The organism is Paenibacillus timonensis, assembly GCF_022427145.1.
Lineage (GTDB): Bacteria > Bacillota > Bacilli > Paenibacillales > Paenibacillaceae > Fontibacillus > Fontibacillus timonensis.
Genome location: NZ_JAKSXN010000020.1, coordinates 41,167 through 63,610, shown reverse-complemented (window position 1 = coordinate 63,610; position 22,444 = coordinate 41,167). Strand labels below are relative to the sequence as shown.

General features: G+C 54.7%; 18 protein-coding genes. 13 read left to right on the top strand and 5 right to left on the bottom strand.

Features of this window, described 5'->3' with window-relative positions; translation table 11 throughout:
- Nucleotides 1-37: 37 nt before the first annotated feature.
- Entirely contained in the window at nt 38-1,324 is a 1,287-nt protein-coding gene (uraA, locus tag MJ257_RS09990; protein ID WP_240269114.1) for a uracil permease, read from the bottom strand.
- A 320-nt stretch (nt 1,325-1,644) separates the two neighbouring features.
- Here uraA and MJ257_RS09985 point away from each other — a divergent pair, with 320 nt between their 5' ends.
- Both MJ257_RS09985 and dtd read left to right on the top strand, forming a co-directional pair.
- Entirely contained in the window at nt 1,645-3,822 is a 2,178-nt protein-coding gene (locus MJ257_RS09985) for a RelA/SpoT family protein (protein WP_240269113.1), read from the top strand.
- 24 nt (nt 3,823-3,846) lie between these two features.
- Nucleotides 3,847-4,299 carry a D-aminoacyl-tRNA deacylase gene (gene dtd, locus MJ257_RS09980; RefSeq protein WP_240269112.1) on the top strand — a complete coding sequence of 151 codons (453 nt, stop codon included), beginning with the start codon at nt 3,847-3,849 and terminating at the stop codon, nt 4,297-4,299.
- A gap of 66 nt (nt 4,300-4,365) precedes the next feature.
- Here dtd and MJ257_RS09975 read toward each other — a convergent pair whose 3' ends face one another.
- Nucleotides 4,366-5,304: a GNAT family N-acetyltransferase gene (locus MJ257_RS09975; protein ID WP_240269111.1), complete on the bottom strand. Its 939-nt coding sequence runs from the start codon at nt 5,302-5,304 to the stop codon at nt 4,366-4,368.
- A gap of 160 nt (nt 5,305-5,464) precedes the next feature.
- Between MJ257_RS09975 and MJ257_RS09970 the strand changes: the two genes are divergently transcribed.
- The 7 genes from MJ257_RS09970 to MJ257_RS09940 all read left to right on the top strand — a co-directional run bounded on the left by MJ257_RS09970 (nt 5,465) and on the right by MJ257_RS09940 (nt 13,627).
- On the top strand, nt 5,465-5,632 hold the full coding sequence (locus MJ257_RS09970; protein ID WP_187380089.1) for a hypothetical protein: 168 nt from the start codon (nt 5,465-5,467) through the stop codon (nt 5,630-5,632).
- 25 nt (nt 5,633-5,657) lie between these two features.
- Nucleotides 5,658-6,122, top strand: a complete 465-nt coding sequence (locus MJ257_RS09965; protein WP_240269110.1) for a hypothetical protein — start codon at nt 5,658-5,660, stop codon at nt 6,120-6,122.
- Nucleotides 6,123-6,781: 659 nt separating this feature from the next.
- Nucleotides 6,782-8,032, top strand: coding sequence for a histidine--tRNA ligase (gene hisS, locus MJ257_RS09960; RefSeq protein WP_240269109.1), 1,251 nt, complete (start codon nt 6,782-6,784; stop codon nt 8,030-8,032).
- A gap of 37 nt (nt 8,033-8,069) precedes the next feature.
- On the top strand, nt 8,070-9,848 hold the full coding sequence (gene aspS, locus MJ257_RS09955; RefSeq protein WP_059044686.1) for an aspartate--tRNA ligase: 1,779 nt from the start codon (nt 8,070-8,072) through the stop codon (nt 9,846-9,848).
- A gap of 39 nt (nt 9,849-9,887) precedes the next feature.
- Nucleotides 9,888-10,640 (top strand): tRNA threonylcarbamoyladenosine dehydratase, encoded by a 753-nt coding sequence (locus MJ257_RS09950; protein ID WP_240269108.1) that lies wholly within the window; start codon nt 9,888-9,890, stop codon nt 10,638-10,640.
- Nucleotides 10,637-11,305 carry a YdeI/OmpD-associated family protein gene (locus MJ257_RS09945; RefSeq protein WP_240269107.1) on the top strand — a complete coding sequence of 223 codons (669 nt, stop codon included), beginning with the start codon at nt 10,637-10,639 and terminating at the stop codon, nt 11,303-11,305. The genes MJ257_RS09950 and MJ257_RS09945 overlap by 4 nt, the downstream gene beginning before the upstream one ends.
- 159 nt (nt 11,306-11,464) lie before the next feature.
- On the top strand, nt 11,465-13,627 hold the full coding sequence (locus tag MJ257_RS09940; RefSeq protein ID WP_240269106.1) for a HelD family protein: 2,163 nt from the start codon (nt 11,465-11,467) through the stop codon (nt 13,625-13,627).
- Nucleotides 13,628-14,012: 385 nt separating this feature from the next.
- On the opposite strand, the gene MJ257_RS09935 is transcribed toward MJ257_RS09940, so the two are convergent.
- Together MJ257_RS09935 and MJ257_RS09930 are read right to left on the bottom strand one after the other, a co-directional pair.
- Nucleotides 14,013-14,879 carry an HNH endonuclease gene (locus MJ257_RS09935; RefSeq protein ID WP_372489767.1) on the bottom strand — a complete coding sequence of 289 codons (867 nt, stop codon included), beginning with the start codon at nt 14,877-14,879 and terminating at the stop codon, nt 14,013-14,015.
- Nucleotides 14,880-15,074: 195 nt separating this feature from the next.
- On the bottom strand, nt 15,075-15,371 hold the full coding sequence (locus tag MJ257_RS09930; RefSeq protein ID WP_059044922.1) for a CD3324 family protein: 297 nt from the start codon (nt 15,369-15,371) through the stop codon (nt 15,075-15,077).
- A 593-nt stretch (nt 15,372-15,964) separates the two neighbouring features.
- Between MJ257_RS09930 and MJ257_RS09925 the strand changes: the two genes are divergently transcribed.
- On the top strand, nt 15,965-17,278 hold the full coding sequence (locus MJ257_RS09925) for a replication-associated recombination protein A (RefSeq protein WP_240269104.1): 1,314 nt from the start codon (nt 15,965-15,967) through the stop codon (nt 17,276-17,278).
- Nucleotides 17,279-17,366: 88 nt separating this feature from the next.
- Here MJ257_RS09925 and mnmA read toward each other — a convergent pair whose 3' ends face one another.
- On the bottom strand, nt 17,367-18,500 hold the full coding sequence (gene mnmA, locus MJ257_RS09920) for a tRNA 2-thiouridine(34) synthase MnmA (RefSeq protein ID WP_240269103.1): 1,134 nt from the start codon (nt 18,498-18,500) through the stop codon (nt 17,367-17,369).
- Between the two features lie 239 nt (nt 18,501-18,739).
- Between mnmA and cymR the strand changes: the two genes are divergently transcribed.
- The 3 genes from cymR to MJ257_RS09905 all read left to right on the top strand — a co-directional run bounded on the left by cymR (nt 18,740) and on the right by MJ257_RS09905 (nt 22,365).
- Nucleotides 18,740-19,159, top strand: a complete 420-nt coding sequence (gene cymR / locus MJ257_RS09915; RefSeq protein WP_240269102.1) for a cysteine metabolism transcriptional regulator CymR — start codon at nt 18,740-18,742, stop codon at nt 19,157-19,159.
- Nucleotides 19,160-19,687: 528 nt separating this feature from the next.
- Entirely contained in the window at nt 19,688-20,785 is a 1,098-nt protein-coding gene (locus MJ257_RS09910; RefSeq protein WP_240269101.1) for a M20/M25/M40 family metallo-hydrolase, read from the top strand.
- A 41-nt stretch (nt 20,786-20,826) separates the two neighbouring features.
- Nucleotides 20,827-22,365 carry an FGGY-family carbohydrate kinase gene (locus tag MJ257_RS09905; protein ID WP_240269100.1) on the top strand — a complete coding sequence of 513 codons (1,539 nt, stop codon included), beginning with the start codon at nt 20,827-20,829 and terminating at the stop codon, nt 22,363-22,365.
- The last annotated feature ends 79 nt before the right edge of the window (nt 22,366-22,444 follow it).

Here is a 22,444-nt window from a genome sequence, read left to right as displayed (position 1 = left end):
CCAACTCGTGTGGAACAGCCTCTTTTTCTTTTGGCTCCTAGTGCGCGGCTTCTTCGTTGTCATTGCTTAATTTCAGCACTTGGATCAGCTTGAAGAACAAGCTGAGCAGAATCCCGGCGATCGTTGCCAGCGCCATGCCTTTCAGGGCGACATTGCCCATGGTCAGCGTGGTGCCGCTGAGACCGATCACCAACACGATTGTCGTCAGAAGCATGTTAGTTGGCTTGGAGAAATCCACCTTCTGCTCAACGAAGATCCGCAAGCCGGAGGCCGCGATAACGCCGAACAGGAGCAGGGATACGCCCCCCATGACCGCTGGCGGGATATTGGCGATGATCGCCGAGAATTTCCCGGAGAAGGAGAGCAGGATGGCAAAGATAGCGGCTCCGCCGATGACGAATACGGAATACACGCGGGTTAACGCCATAACGCCGATGTTCTCCCCGTAAGTCGTGTTGGGGGTCGAGCCTACAAAGCCGGAGAGGATCGTGGAAATCCCGTTCCCCATCAACGACCGGTGCAGTCCAGGATCCTTGGACAAGTCTTTGCCCACGATGTTGCTCGTCACCAACAGGTGGCCGATATGCTCTACGATGACCACGAGGGCAACCGGCACGATCGAGATGATTGCGGAAGTATCCCATTGCGGGGTTGTGACTGTCGGCAAGCTAAACCACTTGGCTTGTCCAATGGCTTCGGTGTTCACCTCGCCCATGAAATAAGCAAGTACATAACCAACCACGATCCCGATCAGGATGTGAATGATCTTCGGAAATCCGCGGAACATGACGGCGCCAAGTACCGTAACGCCTAACGTCACAAGCGACAGCGTGATGTGCGTCCCGTTGGGCGTCCAGCCCTCCGAGCCGTCGCTGATCCATCCGGCCATGCTGGCCGCAACCGGAATCAACTCGAGGCCGATCAGGGCCACGATGGCGCCCATGGCAGCCGGTGGAAACACGACGTCGATCCACTTGGTGCCCGCGTATTTAATCAGCATCGCAATCACGACGAAGATGACGCCGGTGACGATAAACGCGCCAAGGGCCATGGCATAACCGTTCCCCGGGTGACTGATGATCACCGCTTGAACCGGTGCGATGAAGGCAAAGCTGGAGCCCAAATAAGCGGGGATTTTTCCTTTACAGATCAGGATGTACAGCAGGGTGCCGATACCGTTCATCAGCAGGATCATGCCGGGGTCTACGCCAAACAGGTTGGGCACCAGCACTGTGCTTCCGAACATGGCAAATAAGTGCTGAAGGCTCAGCAGCACGCCTGGTCCGAACGGGACTTTCTCATTAACTTGAATTTCACGTTGCAACGCGTTCACTCCTCTATAGGTACGTTCATAAGATAACTATCCTTAATAGGATAATGACAATGCCGACAATTTTCAACAGAAATTTACTTGACATTTGCATTTTCATCTCATTATCATTCCCTTCCCTCACCTGCCGGCATACGGCAGGGAGTTCGGCAGGATTGCGCAGCGCCGGGTGTCCATGCTGGAGGGACAATACCCGGAGTTGACGGGAGGGAACGCAAGAGTCATAATTATAGGAAATCAAAATGAGGCGATTTATGCTCTTGTATGCGTTTTTTCAGTATATTTTCATATAGAAAGGAATCAACAGGATCTCAATGGGCATAGAGCAATTACTCGAAAAGGCGTCTGCCTATATAAAGGAACCGGATCTCGATCGGATTCGGGAAGCGTACGAGTTTGCGGACGAAGCCCATCACGGACAGGTTCGCAAATCCGGGGAACCTTATATTCTTCATCCTTTGGCTGTGGCGGATATTGTTGTTAACATGCAGATGGATGCGCTGTCGGTCATTGCGGCCCTGCTTCATGATGTGGTTGAAGACACGACGGTGTCTTTAAAGGAGATACAGGAGCATTTCGGCAGCGATTGTGCTTTGCTCGTCGACGGGTTAACCAAGCTGGAAAGGATCAAATTCCAATCCAAAGAGGAGCAGCAGAACGAAAACTACCGCAAAATGTTCATTGCGATGGCGCAGGACATCCGGGTGATCGTGATTAAATTGGCGGACCGCCTGCACAATATGCGGACACTGAAATACCAGTCCGAGGAGAGCCAGCGCCGGATCGCTTACGAAACGCTGGAGATTTTCTGCCCGATTGCCAACCGGCTGGGGATTTCCGCAATCAAATGGGAAATGGAAGATATCGCCCTGCGATACCTGAATCCGCAGCAATATTACCGGATCGCCAACTTGATGCGCAAGAAACGGGCGGAGCGTGAGGAATACATCAAGAACGTCATCGCCCGCATTGCCGAGAAGCTGGAGGAAATGGGCGTACAGGCGGATTTGTCGGGCCGTCCCAAGCATATTTACAGCGTTTATAAGAAAATGACGATGAAAAACAAGCAGTTTAACGAAATTTACGATCTGCTGGCCATTCGCATCATCGTTGACAATATCAAGGATTGCTACGCGACCTTAGGCATCATCCACACGTTGTGGAAGCCGATGCCGGGGCGGTTTAAGGATTATATCGCCATGCCGAAGGCGAACATGTACCAGTCGCTGCATACGACGGTCGTTGGCCCAAACGGGGAACCCACGGAGGTTCAGATCCGCACTTGGGAGATGCACCGGACGGCCGAATACGGGATCGCGGCGCATTGGGCCTATAAAGAAGGCACCGGAACAGGTGGCTTGGAAAATAAAATCACGTTCTTTAACGAAATCCTGGAGCTTCAGCATGAAGCGAAGGATGCTTCGGAGTTCGTGGAATCGCTGAAAATGGATTTCTTCTCGGACCTCGTCTTTGTGTTTACGCCGTCCGGAGAGGTTATCGAGCTGCCGGCGGGCTCCGTGCCGTTGGATTTTGCCTACCGCATCCATACGGAGGTCGGTAATCGGACGATCGGGGCCAAGGTGAACGGACGAATTGTGCCGCTGGACCATCGACTGAAAACCGGGGATATCGTGGAGATTTTGACGTCTAAGCATTCGTACGGTCCTAGCCAGGACTGGCTGAAAATCGCTCAATCTTCCCATGCTCGCAGCAAAATCAAGCAATGGTTCAAGAAGGAAAAACGCGAAGAAAACGTGGAAAAAGGACGCGAAGCGATCGAACGTGAGCTGAAGCGAGCGGGGATCGAGCCTTCCCAGTGGATGAGCGACGACAAGCTGCTGGAGGCGGCGAAGAAATACGCCTTCAATGACATCGACGACATGCTGTCGGCGATCGGGTTCGGCGGGATCACGGCCTCGCAGGTTGTGACGAAGCTGACCGAGAAGCTGCGCAAAGAGCAGGAAGAGGCCGCCGGACACATCGAGTTAACCTCGGAGGTCAAGGAGGTCAAGGCGCTGGAAGAACGTCGACATCGTCCAACGAACGGCGTTGTCGTGAAGGGAATTGATAATCTGCTAGTTCGCTTTGCCCGCTGTTGTAACCCGGTGCCGGGCGACGACATCGTCGGCTATATTACGCGCGGACGCGGCGTATCGGTGCATCGCAGCGATTGTCCGAACATTCCGGGCGGAGGAGACGGCGAGGAAGCGGCGCGCGTTATCGACGTGGAATGGGAAGAAGCGATCGAGGCGAACTACAGCGTTGATATCGAAATCACCGGTCACGACCGCCGGAACTTCCTGAACGAAGTGCTGCAGGCCGTGTCGGAGAGCAAAACGAATATTTCGGCCGTTTCGGGCCGATCGGATAAGAACAAGATGGCTTTGGTGCATATGACGATCCTGATCCGCAATACCGATCATCTGCAGTCCGTTGTGGAGAAAATCAAGCGGGTGAAGGATGTATACACGGTCCATCGGATCATGCAGTAACGGACAAGAAAGGATTCGAACCGGATGAGAGTGGTCGTGCAGCGCTGCCGTGAGGCGCGCGTAAACGTTGCGGGAGAAACGGTGGGAGCCATCGGCCCTGGGCTGATGCTGCTGGTTGGCGTGACCCATGAGGACACCGAACAAGACGCCGCCTATTTGGCGGAGAAGATCGCCGGCTTGCGGATTTTTGAAGACGAAGCGGGGAAGATGAGCCTTGCGGTAACGGAGATCGGCGGGGCGATTCTTTCGGTGTCCCAGTTTACCCTATATGGCGACTGCCGCAAGGGCAGACGTCCCAACTTCATGGCGGCGGCCCGACCAGAGATGGCGGAACCGCTCTACGAGAGGTTAAATGAGCTGCTGCGTGCCAAAGGGCTGACGGTGGAAACCGGCGTTTTTGGGGCGGAAATGGACGTTGAGCTGACGAATTGGGGACCCGTGACCCTGATCGTGGACAGCCCTGGTGGCGAGGTATAAATACGAAGAGAAATCGAAACGGACCAAGACGCAGGAAGGATCAACGCGTCTTGGCCCGTTTTTGGTTTAGGAGACCGGGACCGGGATGAGTTTCTCATAAATGCTGATTTCGTAATCCGGTTTCATTCCGACTTTTTCGTAAAGGCGGTAGGCTCCCGTCGGATTGGCGGCATCGACACCCAAGGAGACATGGGTTTGCCCTGCTTGGTAGGAAGACGCAAATACGTTTTGCAGCAAGGCCAGTGCCAGCCCACGCCCCCGATGAGGGCGGCGAACACCCAGATGTTCAATAAACAGCAAGTCCTCACTCATACGGCATAATGCAAATCCGGCAACGGCACCTTCGGTATCCCGAGCGAGGTGCCACCAATGCTCATCAAAGGTTGGCAACTGCGTTCTTTCCACAAACTTCTCCATAGCAGGCACGGTAAAATCCCAGTGGTCGGAAAAGGCTTCGATATAAGCCTCATAGACGGCCTGTTCATCCCGTCCTTTCACGAACGATTCGACAGTGAATCCTTCCGGTAGGACGACGGGAGCTGGTTTGACTTCCAAATGGAGGGCCATACGCTTAAAATAGCGGACCGGCGCGAACCCAAAACCCTCAAACAAAGCTGCGGCATCGGGACAAGAGGAAGGAATCATCCCCTGAAGCCGCTTGGTTTGCCCGGATTCATTCCGGAGCGCAACAGCCCGCGATTCAAGCGCGGCAACAAGCGCAGTACCAACGCCTTTTCCCCGGGCAGAAGGCCGCACGCAGCCATAACTGAACAGCTTCTCCTCGCTGTCCTCCTCCAGGAAGGCGTAACCGATCAGAGCAGCGTTCTCGTCTTCGGCCACCCATACGTTCTGGTCCAAGTCAAAGCTTGACCACATGTTTAGCACATCCTCCAGGACGATGTCAGGCGCGCCGAGATCCTCGGTATCGCAAATGGCCACCAGCTCGCAGACAGCCGGGGCATCCTCCAGAGTAGGGCGGCGAAGGTGAAAGCCCAAATGATTCATCGTATAGACCCTCCTTATTGCGGGTTTTTGACCCATTATACCTCAAGATGAAAAATTTTCCTCTAATTATAACGAAGGTTTTGCGATTGGAAAGGATAAGCGGACCGGTTTTGGTACAACCTTGTGGTAAAGAGCTTGACGACCAAAGGAGTTGCTGTCCGTGCATCAGTCCGCAAAATCGAGAGATTGGCAGTCCATTCCGCTTATCTTGGCGGGACACCGCAGCGAAGCCCGAATGTCGGCCCGTTTGGCCGAGCCGGAGCGTTTTGATCCCACGATGCGGGAGGGGAAACCCTCTGCCGATTGGCTGCCTCGACCGGGAAGCTGACGTTGATTATAAGGAGGTATGGGGCATGACCCAACATATTCAGGCCTATTTCAATACGGAAGATCAGCTGGAAGGCGCGCGTATCACTTTACAAGCCTACAACATCAATGAAGTCGAGGCGGGACATGTATCAAACGAATGGGGAGAGGACGATCAACTTCAGGTCCCGATGTTACCACTAAACAATGGGGTGATCAGCGCATCGGGCCCAAACAACCCCGGAATCGTTCCTGTTCCCGGAACAGTTCGCGGCGTGCAGAGCGTGCTGCCGGTTGCAGCCATGGGGGAGCGTTATGCGGGCGATTCCCTAATAGGAGAGCGCAGCGAGGCTGTTGAAGGGGAGCGTTCGGTGACATCGGAGTCCCTGATCGACACCAGTGACGAGCCGCAGGGATGGAAGTACGTACTTAGCGCAAAAGTGAAGGACAGCGATTATGAGATCGTCGTGCGCAAATTACGCGAGCAAGGAGCTTATATTGCTGAGTCTTAGGCCGTTTTATAGTTTTTGCGGTTCTCTGTAATATAACTGTAATATTAGATACATGTTCCCTTAACATTGCCTGTTTATAATAACAGCATGACCCCCTTTTTAATATAATACCTTTTGAACCTGCACCCCGTTGGTGTCAGGTTTTTTTCTTTGTTCGGACATTTTTCGCGCCCGGACTTGACTTTAACGCGGTGGTTTCATACAATCTAAAAATAACAGTTGACGTCACCTCCGGAGGCGTGAACTAGTGCTCATATTGATTTGATGACGGGAGAAAGTAGTTCAACCCCACATCCACAGAGAGGAATCCCCGACTTCAGCAGCGGTCGAACGGACAGATGATCCGTTACCCCTGATAAGAAGCAGGCTGGAAGGATTCCGGTGATGATTGCACGAAAGACTTCCCCGAGAACCGGCGGCGAAATCCTGAAGCGTTCCATCGCTTGGAGAGTAGACGTACGGCGTAGGCGGGCGATAACCGCTTAAAGCGAATACGATGCTTGGAAGCCGACGCGCGGCCTGCGTGACGGGACATCGAATTCGGAATGTGGGTGGCACCACGGGTGATTGCGAACCGATCTCTCGTCCCTGTTTGGATCAAACAGGAACGGGGGATTTTTTTATATTGGCTTACGAGTCTGAGATGGAGGATGAACGATATGGCTTTTCAGAAACCGACGGGTACGCAGGATTTGCTGCCGGGAACCGTCGAGAAATGGCAGTTTATCGAAGAGAAGGCCAGAGATTTGTGCCGGCGCTTTAACTACCGGGAGATCCGTACCCCGATCTTTGAGCAGACCTCGCTGTTCGAACGCGGCGTAGGGGAAACGACGGATATCGTCGAGAAGGAAATGTACACGTTTCTGGATAAAGGGGAGCGCAGCATGACGCTGCGTCCGGAAGGAACGGCCGGCGTCGTCCGCTCCTATGTGGAGAACAAGCTTTACGGCGAACCGGATGTCAGCAAGCTGTACTATATCGGGCCGATGTTCCGTTACGAACGTCCGCAAGCCGGACGGCAGCGCCAGTTCCACCAGTTTGGGATCGAGGCGTTTGGCGCAACGGATCCGGCGATCGATGCCGAGGTCGTAGCGCTGGGTTACCAGTTCTGTCGCGAGCTGGGGTTGCAGGGCGTGAAGGTGGAGATTAACTCCGTCGGCAACCCGGCGAGCCGGGCGGTCTACCGCGAGAAGCTGCTGGGCTTTCTGCTGCCGATGAAGGACAGCTTGTGCAAAGACTGCCAGGCCCGGATCGAACGGAATCCGCTGCGTGTGCTGGACTGCAAGACGGACCAGGACAAATTCGTTGGCGCACCGTCCATCCTGGACAGCCTGGATGAGGAATGCACCGCGCATTTTGCCAAGGTGCAAGAGCTGCTCAGTGCGATGGAGGTTGAATATGAAATCAATCCTCGCCTCGTCCGCGGATTGGACTACTACACGCACACCGCTTTCGAATACAAGGCTCAAGGCATCGGCGCGATCGATACGATCGGCGGCGGCGGCCGGTATAACGGGCTGGTAGCGGAAGTGGGCGGTCCTGATCAACCGGGTATCGGGTTCGGAATCGGGTTGGAACGAATTGCGCTGATTCTGGAAAAACAGGAGATCGAACTTGGCGCCGTCAAACCGCTGGACGTCTATCTTATCGCCCTAGGCGAGGCGGCGGAGAAGGAGATCACAACCCAGCTGTTTAAGCTCCGGCAAGCGGGAATTTCTGCCGAACGCGATTATCTGGGCCGGAAGATGAAGGCGCAGATGAAATCCGCCGACCGGATGCAGGCGCGCTATACCGCAATTCTCGGCGACGATGAGCTGCAGCGCGGAGAAATCGCCCTGAAGTCGATGGAAAACGGCGAGCAACGTACGGTGAAGTTAAGCGAATTGGTTCAAGAGTTAAAATCACATTAACCTATAAACAATAGCTAAAGCGAAAAGGGGAGTTACGATGAAACGAACGCATCAATGCGGAACGCTGAGCACCGCGAACATCGGAGAAACCGTTACATTAAACGGCTGGGTACAAACCCGCCGCGACTTGGGAGGCGTCTTGTTCATCGATCTGCGCGACCGCAGCGGGATCGTACAGATCGTCTTTAACCCGGCTTATTCCGGCGAAGCGTTGCAAATCGCCGACCGCGTGCGCAGCGAATACGTTCTGGCTGTTACCGGTAAAGTGGTGGCACGGGATGCCGAGACGGTGAACCCGAATCTACCAACCGGCGATATTGAAGTACAAATTACGGAAATCGAAGTGTTGAATGCCGCGAAAACGCCGCCGTTCTTCATTGAAGACGGCGTCGAAGTCGATGAATCGCTGCGTCTGAAATACCGTTACCTCGATCTGCGCCGTCCAGAAATGCAGCAAACGTTGTGGCTGCGCTCCAAAGCGGCTAAGGTATTCCGTGATTTCCTCGACGGGGAAGGCTTTATCGAGGTGGAAACCCCGATCCTGACCAAGAGCTCGCCGGAAGGGGCTCGCGATTATCTTGTGCCTAGCCGCGTGCATCCGGGCGAATTTTTCGCCCTTCCACAATCGCCGCAGCTGTACAAGCAACTGCTTATGGTCAGCGGTATCGAGCGCTACTACCAAATCGCCCGCTGCTTCCGCGACGAGGACCTGCGCGCCGACCGTCAGCCGGAGTTTACCCAGGTCGACATCGAGACGTCGTTCCTGTCCCGCGACGAGCTGCTGGAGATGATGGAGAAGCTGGTGGTCCGCCTGTTCAAAGAAACGAAAGGCATCGAAATTCCGACGCCGTTCCAGCGCCTGAGCTATGCCGATGCGATGGATAAGTACGGCTCGGATAAGCCGGACCTGCGTTTTGGCCTTGAGCTGGTGAACGTAAGTGATCTCGTAGCAACTAGCGGGGTGAAGGTATTTGCTTCCGTCATCGAGAAGGGCGGGGAAGTGAAAGTCCTCAACGCCAAAGGCTGCGGGACGTGGAGCCGGAAGGATATCGACGATCTCGGACCGTATGCGGCCCGTTACGGCGCGAAGGGGCTCGCCTGGATTCAAGTGAAGGAAGGCGAATTCCGCGGCCCGATCGTGAAGTTCTTTACCGAGCAGGAAATCGAAGCGATCAAGGAACGCACCGGTGCCGAAGAAGGCGATCTGCTGCTGTTCTCCGCCGATAACAAGAAGGTTGTTGCCGACGTACTTGGCGCGCTGCGCTTGAAAATCGGCCGTGATCTCGGTTTGATCGACGACAGCGTCTATAAATTTGCATGGGTTGTGGACTTCCCGCTGCTGGGTTGGGACGAGGAGCAAAAACGCTATATCGCCGAGCACCATCCGTTCACCCGTCCGCGTGAGGAGGACCTGCCGCTGCTCGACAGCGATCCAGGCAAAATCCTCGCTCAAGCGTACGACCTCGTGCTGAACGGCTATGAAGTTGGCGGGGGCTCGATGCGGATTTACAAACGCGACGTGCAGGAGAAAATGTTCAAAGCAATCGGCTTGTCGCCAGAGGAAGCGCAGGACAAATTCGGCTACCTGATGGACGCATTCGAATACGGTACGCCGCCGCACGGCGGGATCGCCTTCGGCTTCGACCGCTTGGTGATGCTGCTGTCCGGCCGTTCCAACCTGCGTGAAACGATCGCCTTCCCAAAAACGGCCAGTGCAACCGATTTGCTGATGAACGCGCCTTCCGAGGTGGACGGATCCCAGCTGGATCAACTGCATATCAAGGTCGCTGCCAAGCTGGTAGAAGCGAAGAAGTAACCGATTAAGATGTCAACCTATCGGGAGGTATACTAGACCATGCTTCATCAATTTTCGCGAACAGAACTCGCCATCGGGGCAGAGGGACTGGATATTCTGAAGAAAAGCACGGTGGCCGTGCTTGGCGTCGGCGGTGTAGGCGCGATGGCGGTCGAAGGGCTGGCCCGAACCGGAATCGGCCGGATCATCCTGATCGATAAGGACGTTGTCGATATCACCAACATCAACCGGCAAATTCATGCCTTGACGACAACGATCGGGCAGAAGAAAGCCGACCTCATGTGTGAACGGGTTAAGCTCATTAACCCCGAGTGCGAAACGATCGCGTTAAATATGTTTTATACGGAAGAGACTTACGAAGAGCTGTTTAAATACGATATTGATTACGTGCTTGACGCTTCGGATACGATCATTTACAAGATTCATTTGATCAAAGAGTGTCTGAAGCGGAGGATTCCGATCTTGTCCAGTATGGGAGCCGCCAACAAAATGGACCCGACGAAATTCCAAGTCACGGATATCTCCAAAACCCATATGGATCCGATGGCTCGTGTGATTCGGACAAAGCTGCGGGAAGCCGGGATCAAAAAGGGAGTTAAGGTTGTCTTCTCAACTGAGCCGCCGGTGAAGCCACGGCAGGACGTCACGGAGAAAATCGCGCCGGCTGGCGCCAAAATCCGCAAGGCCAAGCAGCCGCCGGCCAGCAATTCCTTTGTGCCGCCGGTAGTTGGTTTGATCATGGTCAGCGTGGCGGTGCGCGAGCTGCTGGAGCGCGGAGGCGTGCGCGCATGAATCCGGAGCTTGTGAAGAAGCTGCGATTCCCTGCGGATAGCGACCGCGTGCTCGTACTGGATGCGCCAGACGGGTACGTGGAGCATTTGGGTTTAAGCTCGAAGCATACCCATCCGGATGAACAGCAAGCCGGAAGTTATGACTTCGTGCAGATGTTTTTTCGGTCGATCCGGGACGTGGAGGTAGGAGCGGCCAAGGCGCTGCACGCCATCAAGCCGGATGGGCTGCTGTGGCTGTGTTATCCGAAAGGCGGCGCCAAAGCCGGCACGGACTTGACCCGGGACAAAGGCTGGGAAACGGTGAAAGCCGCAGGTTATGACGGGATCGCGTTGGTCTCGCTCGATGAGACCTGGTCCGCGATGCGTTTTCGCCCGGCGGATAAGGTGAAGATGACGCCGGGGTCCTCCCGCCGCACTAGCGGCACGGGAGAGCCCAAAGCGAAGCGACAGTCCGCACCGGTACCGGAAACGCCGGAGGACTTGGCGGCGGCGCTTAGCGGACAATCGCAGGCGGCCGAGAGGTTTGACCGGTTAGCCCCGTCCCATAAAAAGGCATATATCGAATGGATTCTGGACGCGAAGCGGGCAGAAACGCGGGAAAGCCGGATTACTCAAACCGTCGAGAAGCTAAAGTTGGGTTTGAAGCGCCCGTCGGACAAAGTGTAAGTAAAAAATGCGATAACGAAGACGCTGATTAAGGGTGGATACTAGACTACCCGGATCAGCGTCTTTCTTTTTGAGAAAATTCGCCTTTTGGCTGGAGGTAATGGTATAATGGAACTCCTTTTGAGTCTGGAGTACACAAAACCTTAGGAGGTAACTGAAATGGATGATTTTCAAAGTGCCTATCAAGAAGAGAAGGCGCGGCTTGACAGCACCTTGGAAGAGATCGACCGGCAGCTGCAGCGGCTGCGCTCGATTCCGGTGTACACCGGGCAGGACTTTACCGAGCAGCTTCTCGAGGAGAACCGGGAAACCCAGCGAAAGCAGCTGGAGCAGTCGATTCACGAGCCGTATTTTGGACGGCTGGATTTCGAGGAACAAGGGAGACGGAAAACGCCGCTTTATATCGGCAAAGTCGGGGTCGGCGACCAGGACGGCAAAGATCCCGTCGTCATCGATTGGCGCGCGCCGGTGGCCAGCCTGTTCTACTCGTTTACCGGAGGGGACGACGCTTCTTATGAGGCGCCTGAGGGCTTGATCGAAGGCTTAGTGTATTTGAAGCGGAACATCGTGATCCGCAAAGGCATTTTGGACCGGGTGGTGGATACGTACAACCGCAACAGCGACGGTCCCGCCGTATCGGATGAGTTCCTCGTTTACCGCCTCGGCGAGAACAAGGACAATCGCCTGCGCGACATCGTCTCGACGATTCAGGCCGAGCAGGACCAAATCATCCGTGCGGCGAAAAATACCGCGCTGATTATCCAAGGCGTGGCCGGCAGCGGGAAAACGACCGTGGCGCTGCATCGGCTGGCTTTTTTGCTGTATCAGTATAAGGAGCAGATTAAGGCGGAACGGCTCGTTATTTTTGCGCCAAACCATATGTTTATCGATTATATCTCCGAAGTGCTGCCTGAGCTTGGGGTAGGGGATATTCAGCAGAGCACGTTCAGCGATTGGGCAGCCAAAGTGCTGGGCCTGGATGAGGTGCCGTCGGATGGATCGGAGGCATTGTCGCGCTGGTTTGACGGCGGGGCGAAAGGGGCGGAAACGTGGCAAGATACGGAGTTGCCCGGGCGATTCAAGGGTTCGATGGCATTTAAGGAGATCATCGATGCATCGATGAGCCCTCTCGAGTCCGCCTGCGTGCCCGAGGGGGATTTCGAGCCTTGGGAAGGAGCACGGCTGCCGCGCAAGGAGATTCTGGCCTGGTTCGAAGGCGAATATCGCCACTATCCGGTGGCCCGGCGCAAGGAACGGGTGCTGGCGCGCATTCATCGCTGGATCGAAATGGAGCTAAAGAAGGCGCCGTCGGCGGCTGCGCTCAAAGATCGGAAGAAAAAATCCCAACAGCGGGAAAAAAGCTATGCGAAAAAGTGGCCGGAGCTGACGCCGCTCAGCCTGTACCGAGAGCTGTTCGGCATTCGAAAAGGCGGCGGAGCGGAAGGGATGGCCGATGTCTCGGACCGGATTCCTCGGGGGATTTGGAAGGAGACGCAAGCTCGCTTGAAGAAAAATGCCATCAAGGAAGAAGATTTGGCAGCGCTTCTGTACCTGTATACGCTGATCCACGAAATCGACGGCAATCTGACCTTCGACCACGTCGTCATCGACGAGGCGCAGGACTTCACCCCGTTTCAGGTGCATGTGCTGGACCGCTTCGTTAAGGGTCACTCCTTTACGATTCTTGGGGATTTGTCGCAAGGCATCCATTATTACAAAGGGGTGCGCCATTGGGATGAGATGAAGGGGTTATTCCGGCCGGACGAAACCGCTTATTTTGCGTTAACGCGCAGCTACCGGTCCACGATGGAGATCATCCAGTTTGCCAACGATATCCTTGAAAAGGGCGTAGGCGCAGATTTGCTGGCGGTCCCGGTATTCCGCAGCGGGGAACCGGTGCGGCTGCAGGAAGCGGATGGCGGGCAGCGGCTGCCGTTGATTCGGAAGGCGCTGGACAAGGTACTGGGCGGTTCCTTCCGCACGGCGGCGGTGTTGACCCGGACGATGCGGGAGGCGGAGGAGCTGTATGCCGCGTTAAGCGAAGGCGGGCTGGAGGTCAACCTGATCAACGGAGAGCTGACGCAGTACGCCGGCGGCGTCTCGGTGCTGCCGGTCTACCTGTCGAAAGGCCTGGAGTTCGATGCCGTGATCGTGACGGACGTCGACCGGGAGCATTACGGGCCGAAGGACGCCAAGCTGCTTTACGTCGGCTGCACCCGTGCGCTGCACGAGCTATGGCTGCTGCACGGAGCGGAGCTGCCGACTTACGTCTCTGGCGATGGGGAGTCGGAGTATGCGGCCAGGGTGAGCTTGGAAGCTTAAGGCTCGGGGCGTGCGAGGAGCTGGTCCAATCCGACGGGGGACTATCTTTGAGCCTCTTTGCTTCATTATCCCTTTCGATCAGGAGGGGAGTTGCGTTTGCGCATGGGCTTCACTTGGAAAGAAATCATGGGTACAACGCGACGTCGCACGTTACGTGGATTGTATTCGATTTTTTGTATATAAAAGACCGCAGAGGGCGAAAAAACCGAATTCTATTCGGTTTTTCGCATAGATTCGGGGCATACGCCTTCAAGAGCGGCGAATGTATATGAAATTTCATATATATTCCCGTAAAATCGCCGGAGCGGCCAAATTATATTCGAATTTTCACATAGATTCGCATAGAGAGGAACTCATGGGGGACATCCGTCTATTGGACGGGTCTTTACTGCGCGTCATCCTGCATAAAGTCGTCCAGCCACCGATCGGCTTTGCTCTGGTTGCACAGGTTGCAGGCGCAAACGCAGTTCACCGGGGTCGTGTGGCCGCCCTTGGCTTTGGGCAACAGGTGGTCGATCGTATCGCCGTACTCCCCGCAAAAGAAGCAGGTATAATGATCCCGCGTCAAAATATAATGGCGGAACGCTTTATTGGTGTACAACCGCCGGATGGTGAACGGGTTGACGACGACCGCCATATGCTCGCGCACGAGCGTGACGGCCAGCTCAAAGTCGATCTCCTGCTGCCAGCGCCGGCCTTTGTCGGTGCGCCCGCGCAGGCGGATCATACCGTTGCGGTTCGGGCGCAGGGTCCGGACGTCGGGCCCCTCGACCTTCGGCGGCGGGGCAGGCAGCGCCCGCTTGATCCGCCGCTTGGGCGCCGCGGCGTCGGCGCCCGGCCGGCCTGCGGCGCCCCCAGCCGGCGCCGCATTGGCGGCGCTTGCGCCGTCCTGGAAGGCCGCGATCTGGACCGCGGCCTTTTTGCTGCGGCGCTTGCGCTTGCGTTTGCGCGCCGCCTTGGCTGTGCCAGCGGCGGCGCCGGCTTCCGCGCCCGGCGGCGCGCTTGGCCCGGCCGCGGCTTCGCGCGCGCGGTCGTCGCCGCTTGGCGCCGCCGCGGCGGGCATGGCCGCTGGCGCGACAAGCGCAGCGCCAGCGGGCTCATGGGCCGCGGCCAGCGGCAACGCGGCCTGCTGCGCCTTGCGCAGCGCGCGGCAGCTGCGGCAAGCCCCGCGGCGTGAGCCTTTGCCGGAGCGCTTGCCGGTGCGGCGCAGGAATTCGCCCAGCGGCTTCGATTGGCCGCAATAGGCGCATATTTTTACCGCTTTCGCGGAAGTCGAAACGTGCTCAGGGTGCTGCTGCTGCGTCAAGGGAGTCACCTCAGTTTGGAATAGACTGTAAGTAGGATATGACTCCATTATACCTGATTCCCCATAAATATAGCCAAGACCAGCCGGTCTTGGCTTATCGTTTTTTATGAGATTCGTCATGGGATGCTCCCTTGTCACCGATTATTCGGTCACGGCTGCGGGTTGTCTTAAGCTGCGCATTTTGGTTAATATTTTGCGGATGCTTTCATCGGAGAGGTGAAATTTACCGGCTAAATCCCGTACTGTGCTCCCAGCGCGATAAAGGCGGAAAATCTCCTCATTCCGCTTGGCGATGGAGATGCGGGATCCACTTAGTTCTCCCCATAACGCCCTCGACCGTTCCGGTTTGGGAATGTACAACAGCTCACCTTGAATGTAGGTTTGGAGCTCCTGCAGCAGCCTAGGGGGAAGAACATCCTTTCCATTTTTGTAATTCACGATCATGTACCTCCTTATTTCGTGGTCCATCCTCGATTGCAGTTACGACATAAGTCAACATGCTCGCTTCCCCCCTTCAATTTAGTGTAGGTAGTCAAATTCGTCTTTACATCACGACGGTGATTCAATGAACCTGATTCGAACATTTCGTTGCTCACGTACCTCCATGTACGCTCCGCTACTCCGTCCCTAGCTTCATCCAATCTTCTCAGTGTTGAAGAGCCGAATTTTTGACTTTTTGAAATTTAACTTCATACAAAATTTGGTTGAATCTGGATCTATCTTAACACAGGTGGTGTCAAACATAAATAAGGGAGGCTGTTCCCAGCCCCCCGTTTTAATTGGGCGCCGCTTACGCGGCAGCCACCTCACTCACTGAAATCACTTCGATCAGCCCCCTTTCCCGTGATTCGTCGGCCCGACATCTATATTAACTCATATTTCCGGCGGCGGGAAAAGCGAAAGAACGACTATAAGTGTTTTTTACGCAAGGTATGCTAGAATAAGTTTGGTATCCTTTCATTTATCAAGCTATACATGCTATTCGTATTCATCACGTTAATCATGTTAATGATCAAGGAAGTGACTTAAAGGTGGATTTGTTTTCTTTTAATCAGGAGCAAAGCCCGGCGGGGCGGCTGCTAGCCGACCGGATGCGGCCAACCTCGCTGGATGAATATATCGGACAAGAGCATATCGTTGGCCCGGGCAAGCTGCTGCGGCGGGCGATCGAGGCCGACCAGGTCTCCTCGATTTTGCTGTACGGCCCTCCGGGCTGCGGCAAAACGACCCTCGCCCACATTATTTCCAACCATACGAAAGCGGAGTTCGTCCGATTGAACGCGGTGGATGCGTCGGTGAAGGACGTTCGCGAGGTGATTGAGAAAGCGCAGAACGATAAAGCTTTTTACGGCACGAAAACGATCTTGTTTCTGGACGAGGTGCATCGCTTCAACAGCTCAAGACAAGACGCCTTACTGCCAGCGGTGGAAAAAGGCACGATCATCTTCATCGGCGCAACAACGGAAAATCCATTCCACTACGTCAACGGCGCCTTGATGAGCCGCTCTACGTTATTCCAGCTGGAGTCGCTGACCCAAGAGCATTCGCTGATTGCCATGCGGCGAGCCTTGGCGGATCCGGAGAAGGGGCTTGGCTTCATGGCGCTGCAGGTTGACGAGGAAGCACTGCTGCACATTGCTGCCATGGCGAACGGCGACATTCGGCGTGCGTTAAATGCCCTGGAGCTGGCTGCGATGACCACGCCGCCGCAACCGGACGGAACGGTGCACATTACGCTTGAGGTGGCGGAGGAATCGATCCGCCGGCCGCTCGTCAAAGCGGACGAATCCACGCAATACGACGTGTTGTCGGCGTTCCATAAATCGATTCGCGGCTCCAGCGATGCGGCGGTGTTCTGGTTCCTATACGCCGTGGAGAAGCTGGGGATGGATCCGATGACCTTTATCCGCCGGTTGATCGCCGCCAGCAGCGAGGATATCGGCCTGGCCAACCCGCAAGCGCTGGTGCAGGCGATCAGTGCTTTGGACGCTTACCGGAACAATGGTTGGCCCGAAGCGCGGCTGAACGTCGTTCAGGCGATCCTGTTTGCGGTCGAAAGCCCTAAATCGAACGGCGTCGTGGAGGCGATCGGGAACGCTTTGGCAGCCATCGAGGAGGTCAAATCGGCCGAGGTTCCTCTGCATTTGCGCGATACCCACTACAAGGGAGCGGTGAAGCTCGGGCACGAGGGCTACAAATATCCGCATGATTACCCTGGTCATTATGTGCAGCAGGAATACCTGCCTGAACGCTTGGCTGGGCGTACATTCTATCATGCCACCGAGCAAGGGAACGAAGCGAAGATCAAACACAACCAAGAGCTGCGGCGCAGAAACGGCAAGTAACCGGAGCGCATAAGCCCTGCGGATAAACGAAAAAAACGGAGTTACGCGTCAAAACCGACGCTGTAACTCCGTTTTATTTTGATCCAGCTTAGGCTTGCGCCGCGGCAGTCTCCGCCCGCAGCTTCGCCGGGGCTTCGATCGTGCCTCCGCCCAGGCATTCTTCGCCTTGGTAGAACACGACGGCTTGTCCCGGGGTAATTGCCTTTTGCGGCTGATCGAACTCGACAAGCACGGTGCCGTCCGGCCGAGTCGTCAGCGTTACGCCTTGATCCGGCTGGCGGTACCGGAATTTGGCCGTGCAGTGAAACGGTCCTTCCGGCAGCTTGTCAGCCCCGGCGATCCAGTTGACGCCGGAAGCGATCAGCGACGTCGAGTACAGGCTTGGGTGCTTGTCGCCTTGCACGACGTACAAAATGTTGCGCTCCAGATCCTTGTCGGCAACGAACCACGGTTCGCCGGTGCCGGAACCGCCGATGCCAAGGCCTTGCCGTTGGCCAAGCGTATAGTACATCAGGCCATCGTGGCGGCCCTTGACCTCCCCAGTGACGATGTCGACCATATCGCCGGATTTGGCCGGCAGGTAATTGCTCAGAAATTCCTTGAAATTGCGTTCCCCGATAAAGCAAACGCCGGTGCTGTCTTTCTTCTTGGCCGTGTATAAGCCGGCTTCTTCGGCGATCCGCCGTACCTCCGGTTTCGGCAGATGGCCGATCGGGAACATGGCTTTGGACAACTGCTCCTGATTCAGCGCGTTGAGGAAATAGGTTTGATCCTTGTTATTGTCGACGCCCCGCAGCAGCTTGTACGTCCCGTTCTCTTCCACGACGCGTGCATAATGCCCTGTCGCAACGTAATCCGCGCCGAGATCCAGCGCTTTGTTCAGAAATTCGCCGAACTTGATTTCCCGGTTGCACATGACGTCCGGGTTTGGCGTCCGGCCCCGCTTATATTCTTCGAGGAAATAGGCAAATACTTTATCGTAATACTGCTTCTCGAAGTTCACGGTGTAGTAGGGGATATCGATTTGTTCGCAGACGCGGCGAACGTCTTCGGCGTCCGCTTCGGCCGTGCAGTAACCGAATTCGTCGGTATCGTCCCAGTTTTTCATGAATATGCCGATGACGTCGTAGCCCTGCTGCTTCAGCAGGAGCGCGGTCACCGAGGAATCGACGCCGCCGGACATGCCGACGACGACGCGGGTTTCGCTATTAGGCTTCGTCATGATTATCACTCCTTTGAGCGGCGTTCGCTCGCCGTTTATTTTACCATAATTGTTGCTTTATTTTCCAAAACACATATGATATGTTACGATAAGCACAGGGTAAAGATAGGAATAGGGAGGAATTCCCGGATTTGGGCACGGCTGTCGCGGAAGATCGCGGCGGAGGGCCCGAGACTGTCTTTTAAGGATCAAAGTTCAATTATATAAAGTTTATTCGAAAATTGAAAGAGGTGCCTTCTTTGAAGATTTCCACAAAAGGACGCTACGGATTAACCATTATGATGGAGCTGGCCGCTAAATTTGGCGAGGGGCCGACTTCTCTTAAAAGCATCGCCGAGAAAAACCAATTGTCCGAGCATTACCTGGAGCAATTGATCGCGCCGCTGCGCAACGCCGGTCTGGTGAAGAGCGTACGCGGGGCTTACGGCGGTTATATTCTTTCCAAAGAAGCCAGCGAAATTACGGCGGGAGATATCATCCGCGTGTTGGAGGGGCCGATTTCCCCGGTCGATTTCACCGAGGAGGACGATCCGGCAAAACGCGATTTGTGGTTGCGCATCCGCGACAGCATCGCGGAAGTGCTCGATTCGACGACGCTGGAGAATCTGGTGAATTTCGAGGAGCACGGAACGAAGGAAAATTACATGTTCTACATTTAAGGATGCTCCAACTTTAAGATGGACTGAACCTATGATGAAACAACCGGGTTCAGTCCTGAACGATTCGGAAATAATTATAAAAAAACAGTACTTTTTGTATCGCGAGTGTAGATGGTAAGCTGAATTCCGCCTAAACCTAACGAGGCAATGAATAGAAATGGCTGAAACCCGTGTAAAGATGGGGTTCATGCCGTTTTTTTTCGGTTAGTACATACATAACGAGGTGAGGCGCAAATGGTAACTAATTCAGGAATTGCGGTTTCCAAAGTGAGGTCGTTGCGTCTCTATCCGCGTAGAATCGAAAGATGCTCTCAAAAACACGGGTTGCTCTCAGTAATGGATGTCAAATAATATTACATCATATCGATTTAACTTGAATATCTTTTGCTATTATCTAAAACGATGTCATTATTGTTTACAGATAATCACGAGGTGTATATAATAATAAGAAAAAGAATATAAAACGATCATAAATAATCATAAATGATCATTGAAGTGGATATGATCCTTAAGGAGTGATGTTCCTTGATGCAGAAGGAAGAACTAAAGACAAAAATGAAGGAATATATGGGAATTATCCGATTATCGGGCTATGAATCCCGAATGGCATATCGGTTCAAGGATGATCTGTCCCGATATACCGATCAGGTTATCATCGACAAGACCGGAAATGTGATTGCTACTTTTCCGGGGAGTGATCCGGAGGCGCCCCATCTGATGGTGTTCGCCCATATGGATGTCATCGGTTTTGTCATTAGCCGGATCGAGCCTGACGGTTTTCTGCGGATCGAGCGGGTCGGAGGCATTTCCGAGAAGATTGTCCAGGGCATTCCCGTGATGGTCGGCAGCGAGAATGGAGACTACTATCCCGGCTTGATCGGAGCGAAGGCCTATCACATTCAATCCCCAGAGGATAAGGCGAAGGTCGATCCGTTCTCCAGCTTGTTCGTCGATATCGGAGCGAAGAGTGTGGAACAAGTACAAGAGATGGGGATTCATGTCGGCTGCCCTGTAACTTTTGCGCCTCATTATGTGGAACTGCTCGGCGACCGGATTGCCGGCGCCTATATCGATGATGCGGCCGGACTGACGAATCTGCTGCAGATTGCCTCCGCACTGGTCGAGAAGAAGCCGGAATGCACCGTTCATCTGGTCGGGACTGTAATGGAAGAATTTAATGCCAGAGGCGCGATGATGGCGGCACGCAGCGTTAAGACGGATATGGCAATTTGTCTGCTTGGCCCTGGCGCCGGAGACACCCCGGATCAGCGGGGAGTCAACAATGTGGTACTTGGTGGAGGGCCGGGCGTTACGTTGTTCAATTTTCACGGAAAAGGTACGTTAAACGGAAATATCGCCCATAAAGGGCTGTTCGAGTTAATAAAAAAATCGGCGCAGTTTAGCGGTATTACGCTTCAACGGAGCGCCGCGCGGGGAGCGCTGAGCGATACGGCGTATTTACAGTTGGAGAACGACGGTATTCCGTGCCTAGACATGGGAATGCCGGACCGCTATAGCCACTCGCCGATGGAAACCTGCGATCTGAACGATCTGGAGCAGGTTGGCATCGTCGTTACGGGGGCCATTTACGGGATTAACAGGGATTTTAATCTTCATCGCTATTAGAAGATCTGGTTTCATGTGTAAACAAGATAAGGGGTGAGGGAATGAAACGAGATGTGCTGATCGGTATTGATGGCGGCACAGGGAGCATACGAGTAGGATTCTATGATTTGCTGGGGAACTCCCTGGGATTCGCAGCAACTGAATATCGGACAAGTTATTTACATACCGGATGGGCAGAGCAATCGCCGGAGGACTGGTGGAACGCCCTAAAGGCAAGCTTGGCCAAAGGCATGGCGGAGACAGGCATAACCAAGGAGCGGATTATTGGAATCAGTACGGCGACGACCAGTTGCAGTGTGGTCTTAAGCATGCTCGACGGGACGCCTGTAAGGGATTGTCTAATTTGGATGGATGTCCGAGCTTCACAGGAAGTGAATGAGATCGCTGACAAGACGGGAGCGAAGCTATCGGCGGAATGGATGCCCGGCAAGCTGCTGTGGTTGAAGCGCCATGAGAAGGAGAACTACGACAAGGCGGAGGTCTTCTGCGAATACCAGGATTGGCTCACGTATCGTCTGACGGGAATCTGGTCCATCAACATCAACAACTCCTGCAACTGGGGGTATAATGCCCGCGAGAGGGCGTTCGCGGAGGATTTCTATAACGCAATCGGTTTGGAAGAGGCGGTATCCAAGTTCCCGGGTGGGCATGTGTATGCAGTAGGAGATGCGATTGGAACGCTGACGAAAGAGGCGGCGGATGAGCTTGGCCTCGGGTATCATACACTGGTAGCGCAGGGCGGTATCGATTCTTCTATCGCCATTCTGGGGATGGGAGTAAGCGAACCAGGCAAGCTCGCGCTCATTACGGGCTCCTCGAATCTGGCCATGTCGTTGACGGCTGAAGCCCTGTTCAATGAAGGCTCAATCAATACAGGGCCGGATCATCTGCTTCCGGGCTACTATACCTCCTACAGGGGCCAGGTCTCTTCGGGCTCGATTCTCAGTTGGTTCCGACGAGAATTTTGCCGTGATCTGGAGGATGTGGAAGAAGGCGTATTTCATTATCTGAACCGTCAGGCTGCGGAGCTGGAGCCGGGCTCAGAGGGACTTATCGTGTTGGATTACTGGCAGGGCAACCGCCATCCTTATCTCGATTCGAAGGTTAGGGGCATGTTCTACGGGCTGTCACTCAATCATACCCGTGCGCATATGTACCGTGCGCTTATGGAGGGAATTGCCTTCGGCACGGAGAATCTTCTTGTACAGTTCAGGGATAGCGGCTTTCCCGTACAGGAGATCCATATCGCTGGCGGCACATCGCAATCCGATGTATTCATGCAGATCCATGCGGACGTCAGCAATGTGACGGTGAACGTGCCGCAGGACCGGCAGGCGCCATGTCTCGGCTGTGCGATCACCGTGGCGGTGGCGGCTGGAGTCTATCCGGGATTAGCGGAAGCGACCCAGGCGATGGTCAAGCTGGAGAAGGTCATCACTCCGAATCCAGAGGCGCACCGCAAATACAAACGTATTTTTGAACAGTATCGCAAGATCTACCCCGGTTTCAAAGACTGGATGCATGAGACGACGAATATTTATCTTCAGTCACCGGCCCAATCGGATCAAGAGCTGAAATAACCAAGAATCGATGGACCGAACAAGCCGAGCATCATACGGCAAGCACAATACGTAATCAAAGTACGGTAATTACACAACA

Coding starts and splice junctions, on each gene's coding strand:
- MJ257_RS09985 (WP_240269113.1), top strand. CDS start 1,645: ATGGGCATAGAGCAATTACTCGAAAAGGCGTCTGCCTATATAAAGGAA.
- dtd (WP_240269112.1), top strand. CDS start 3,847: ATGAGAGTGGTCGTGCAGCGCTGCCGTGAGGCGCGCGTAAACGTTGCG.
- MJ257_RS09975 (WP_240269111.1), bottom strand. CDS start 5,304: ATGAATCATTTGGGCTTTCACCTTCGCCGCCCTACTCTGGAGGATGCC.
- MJ257_RS09965 (WP_240269110.1), top strand. CDS start 5,658: ATGACCCAACATATTCAGGCCTATTTCAATACGGAAGATCAGCTGGAA.
- hisS (WP_240269109.1), top strand. CDS start 6,782: ATGGCTTTTCAGAAACCGACGGGTACGCAGGATTTGCTGCCGGGAACC.
- aspS (WP_059044686.1), top strand. CDS start 8,070: ATGAAACGAACGCATCAATGCGGAACGCTGAGCACCGCGAACATCGGA.
- MJ257_RS09950 (WP_240269108.1), top strand. CDS start 9,888: ATGCTTCATCAATTTTCGCGAACAGAACTCGCCATCGGGGCAGAGGGA.
- MJ257_RS09945 (WP_240269107.1), top strand. CDS start 10,637: ATGAATCCGGAGCTTGTGAAGAAGCTGCGATTCCCTGCGGATAGCGAC.
- MJ257_RS09940 (WP_240269106.1), top strand. CDS start 11,465: ATGGATGATTTTCAAAGTGCCTATCAAGAAGAGAAGGCGCGGCTTGAC.
- mnmA (WP_240269103.1), bottom strand. CDS start 18,500: ATGACGAAGCCTAATAGCGAAACCCGCGTCGTCGTCGGCATGTCCGGC.
- MJ257_RS09910 (WP_240269101.1), top strand. CDS start 19,688: ATGCAGAAGGAAGAACTAAAGACAAAAATGAAGGAATATATGGGAATT.
- MJ257_RS09905 (WP_240269100.1), top strand. CDS start 20,827: ATGAAACGAGATGTGCTGATCGGTATTGATGGCGGCACAGGGAGCATA.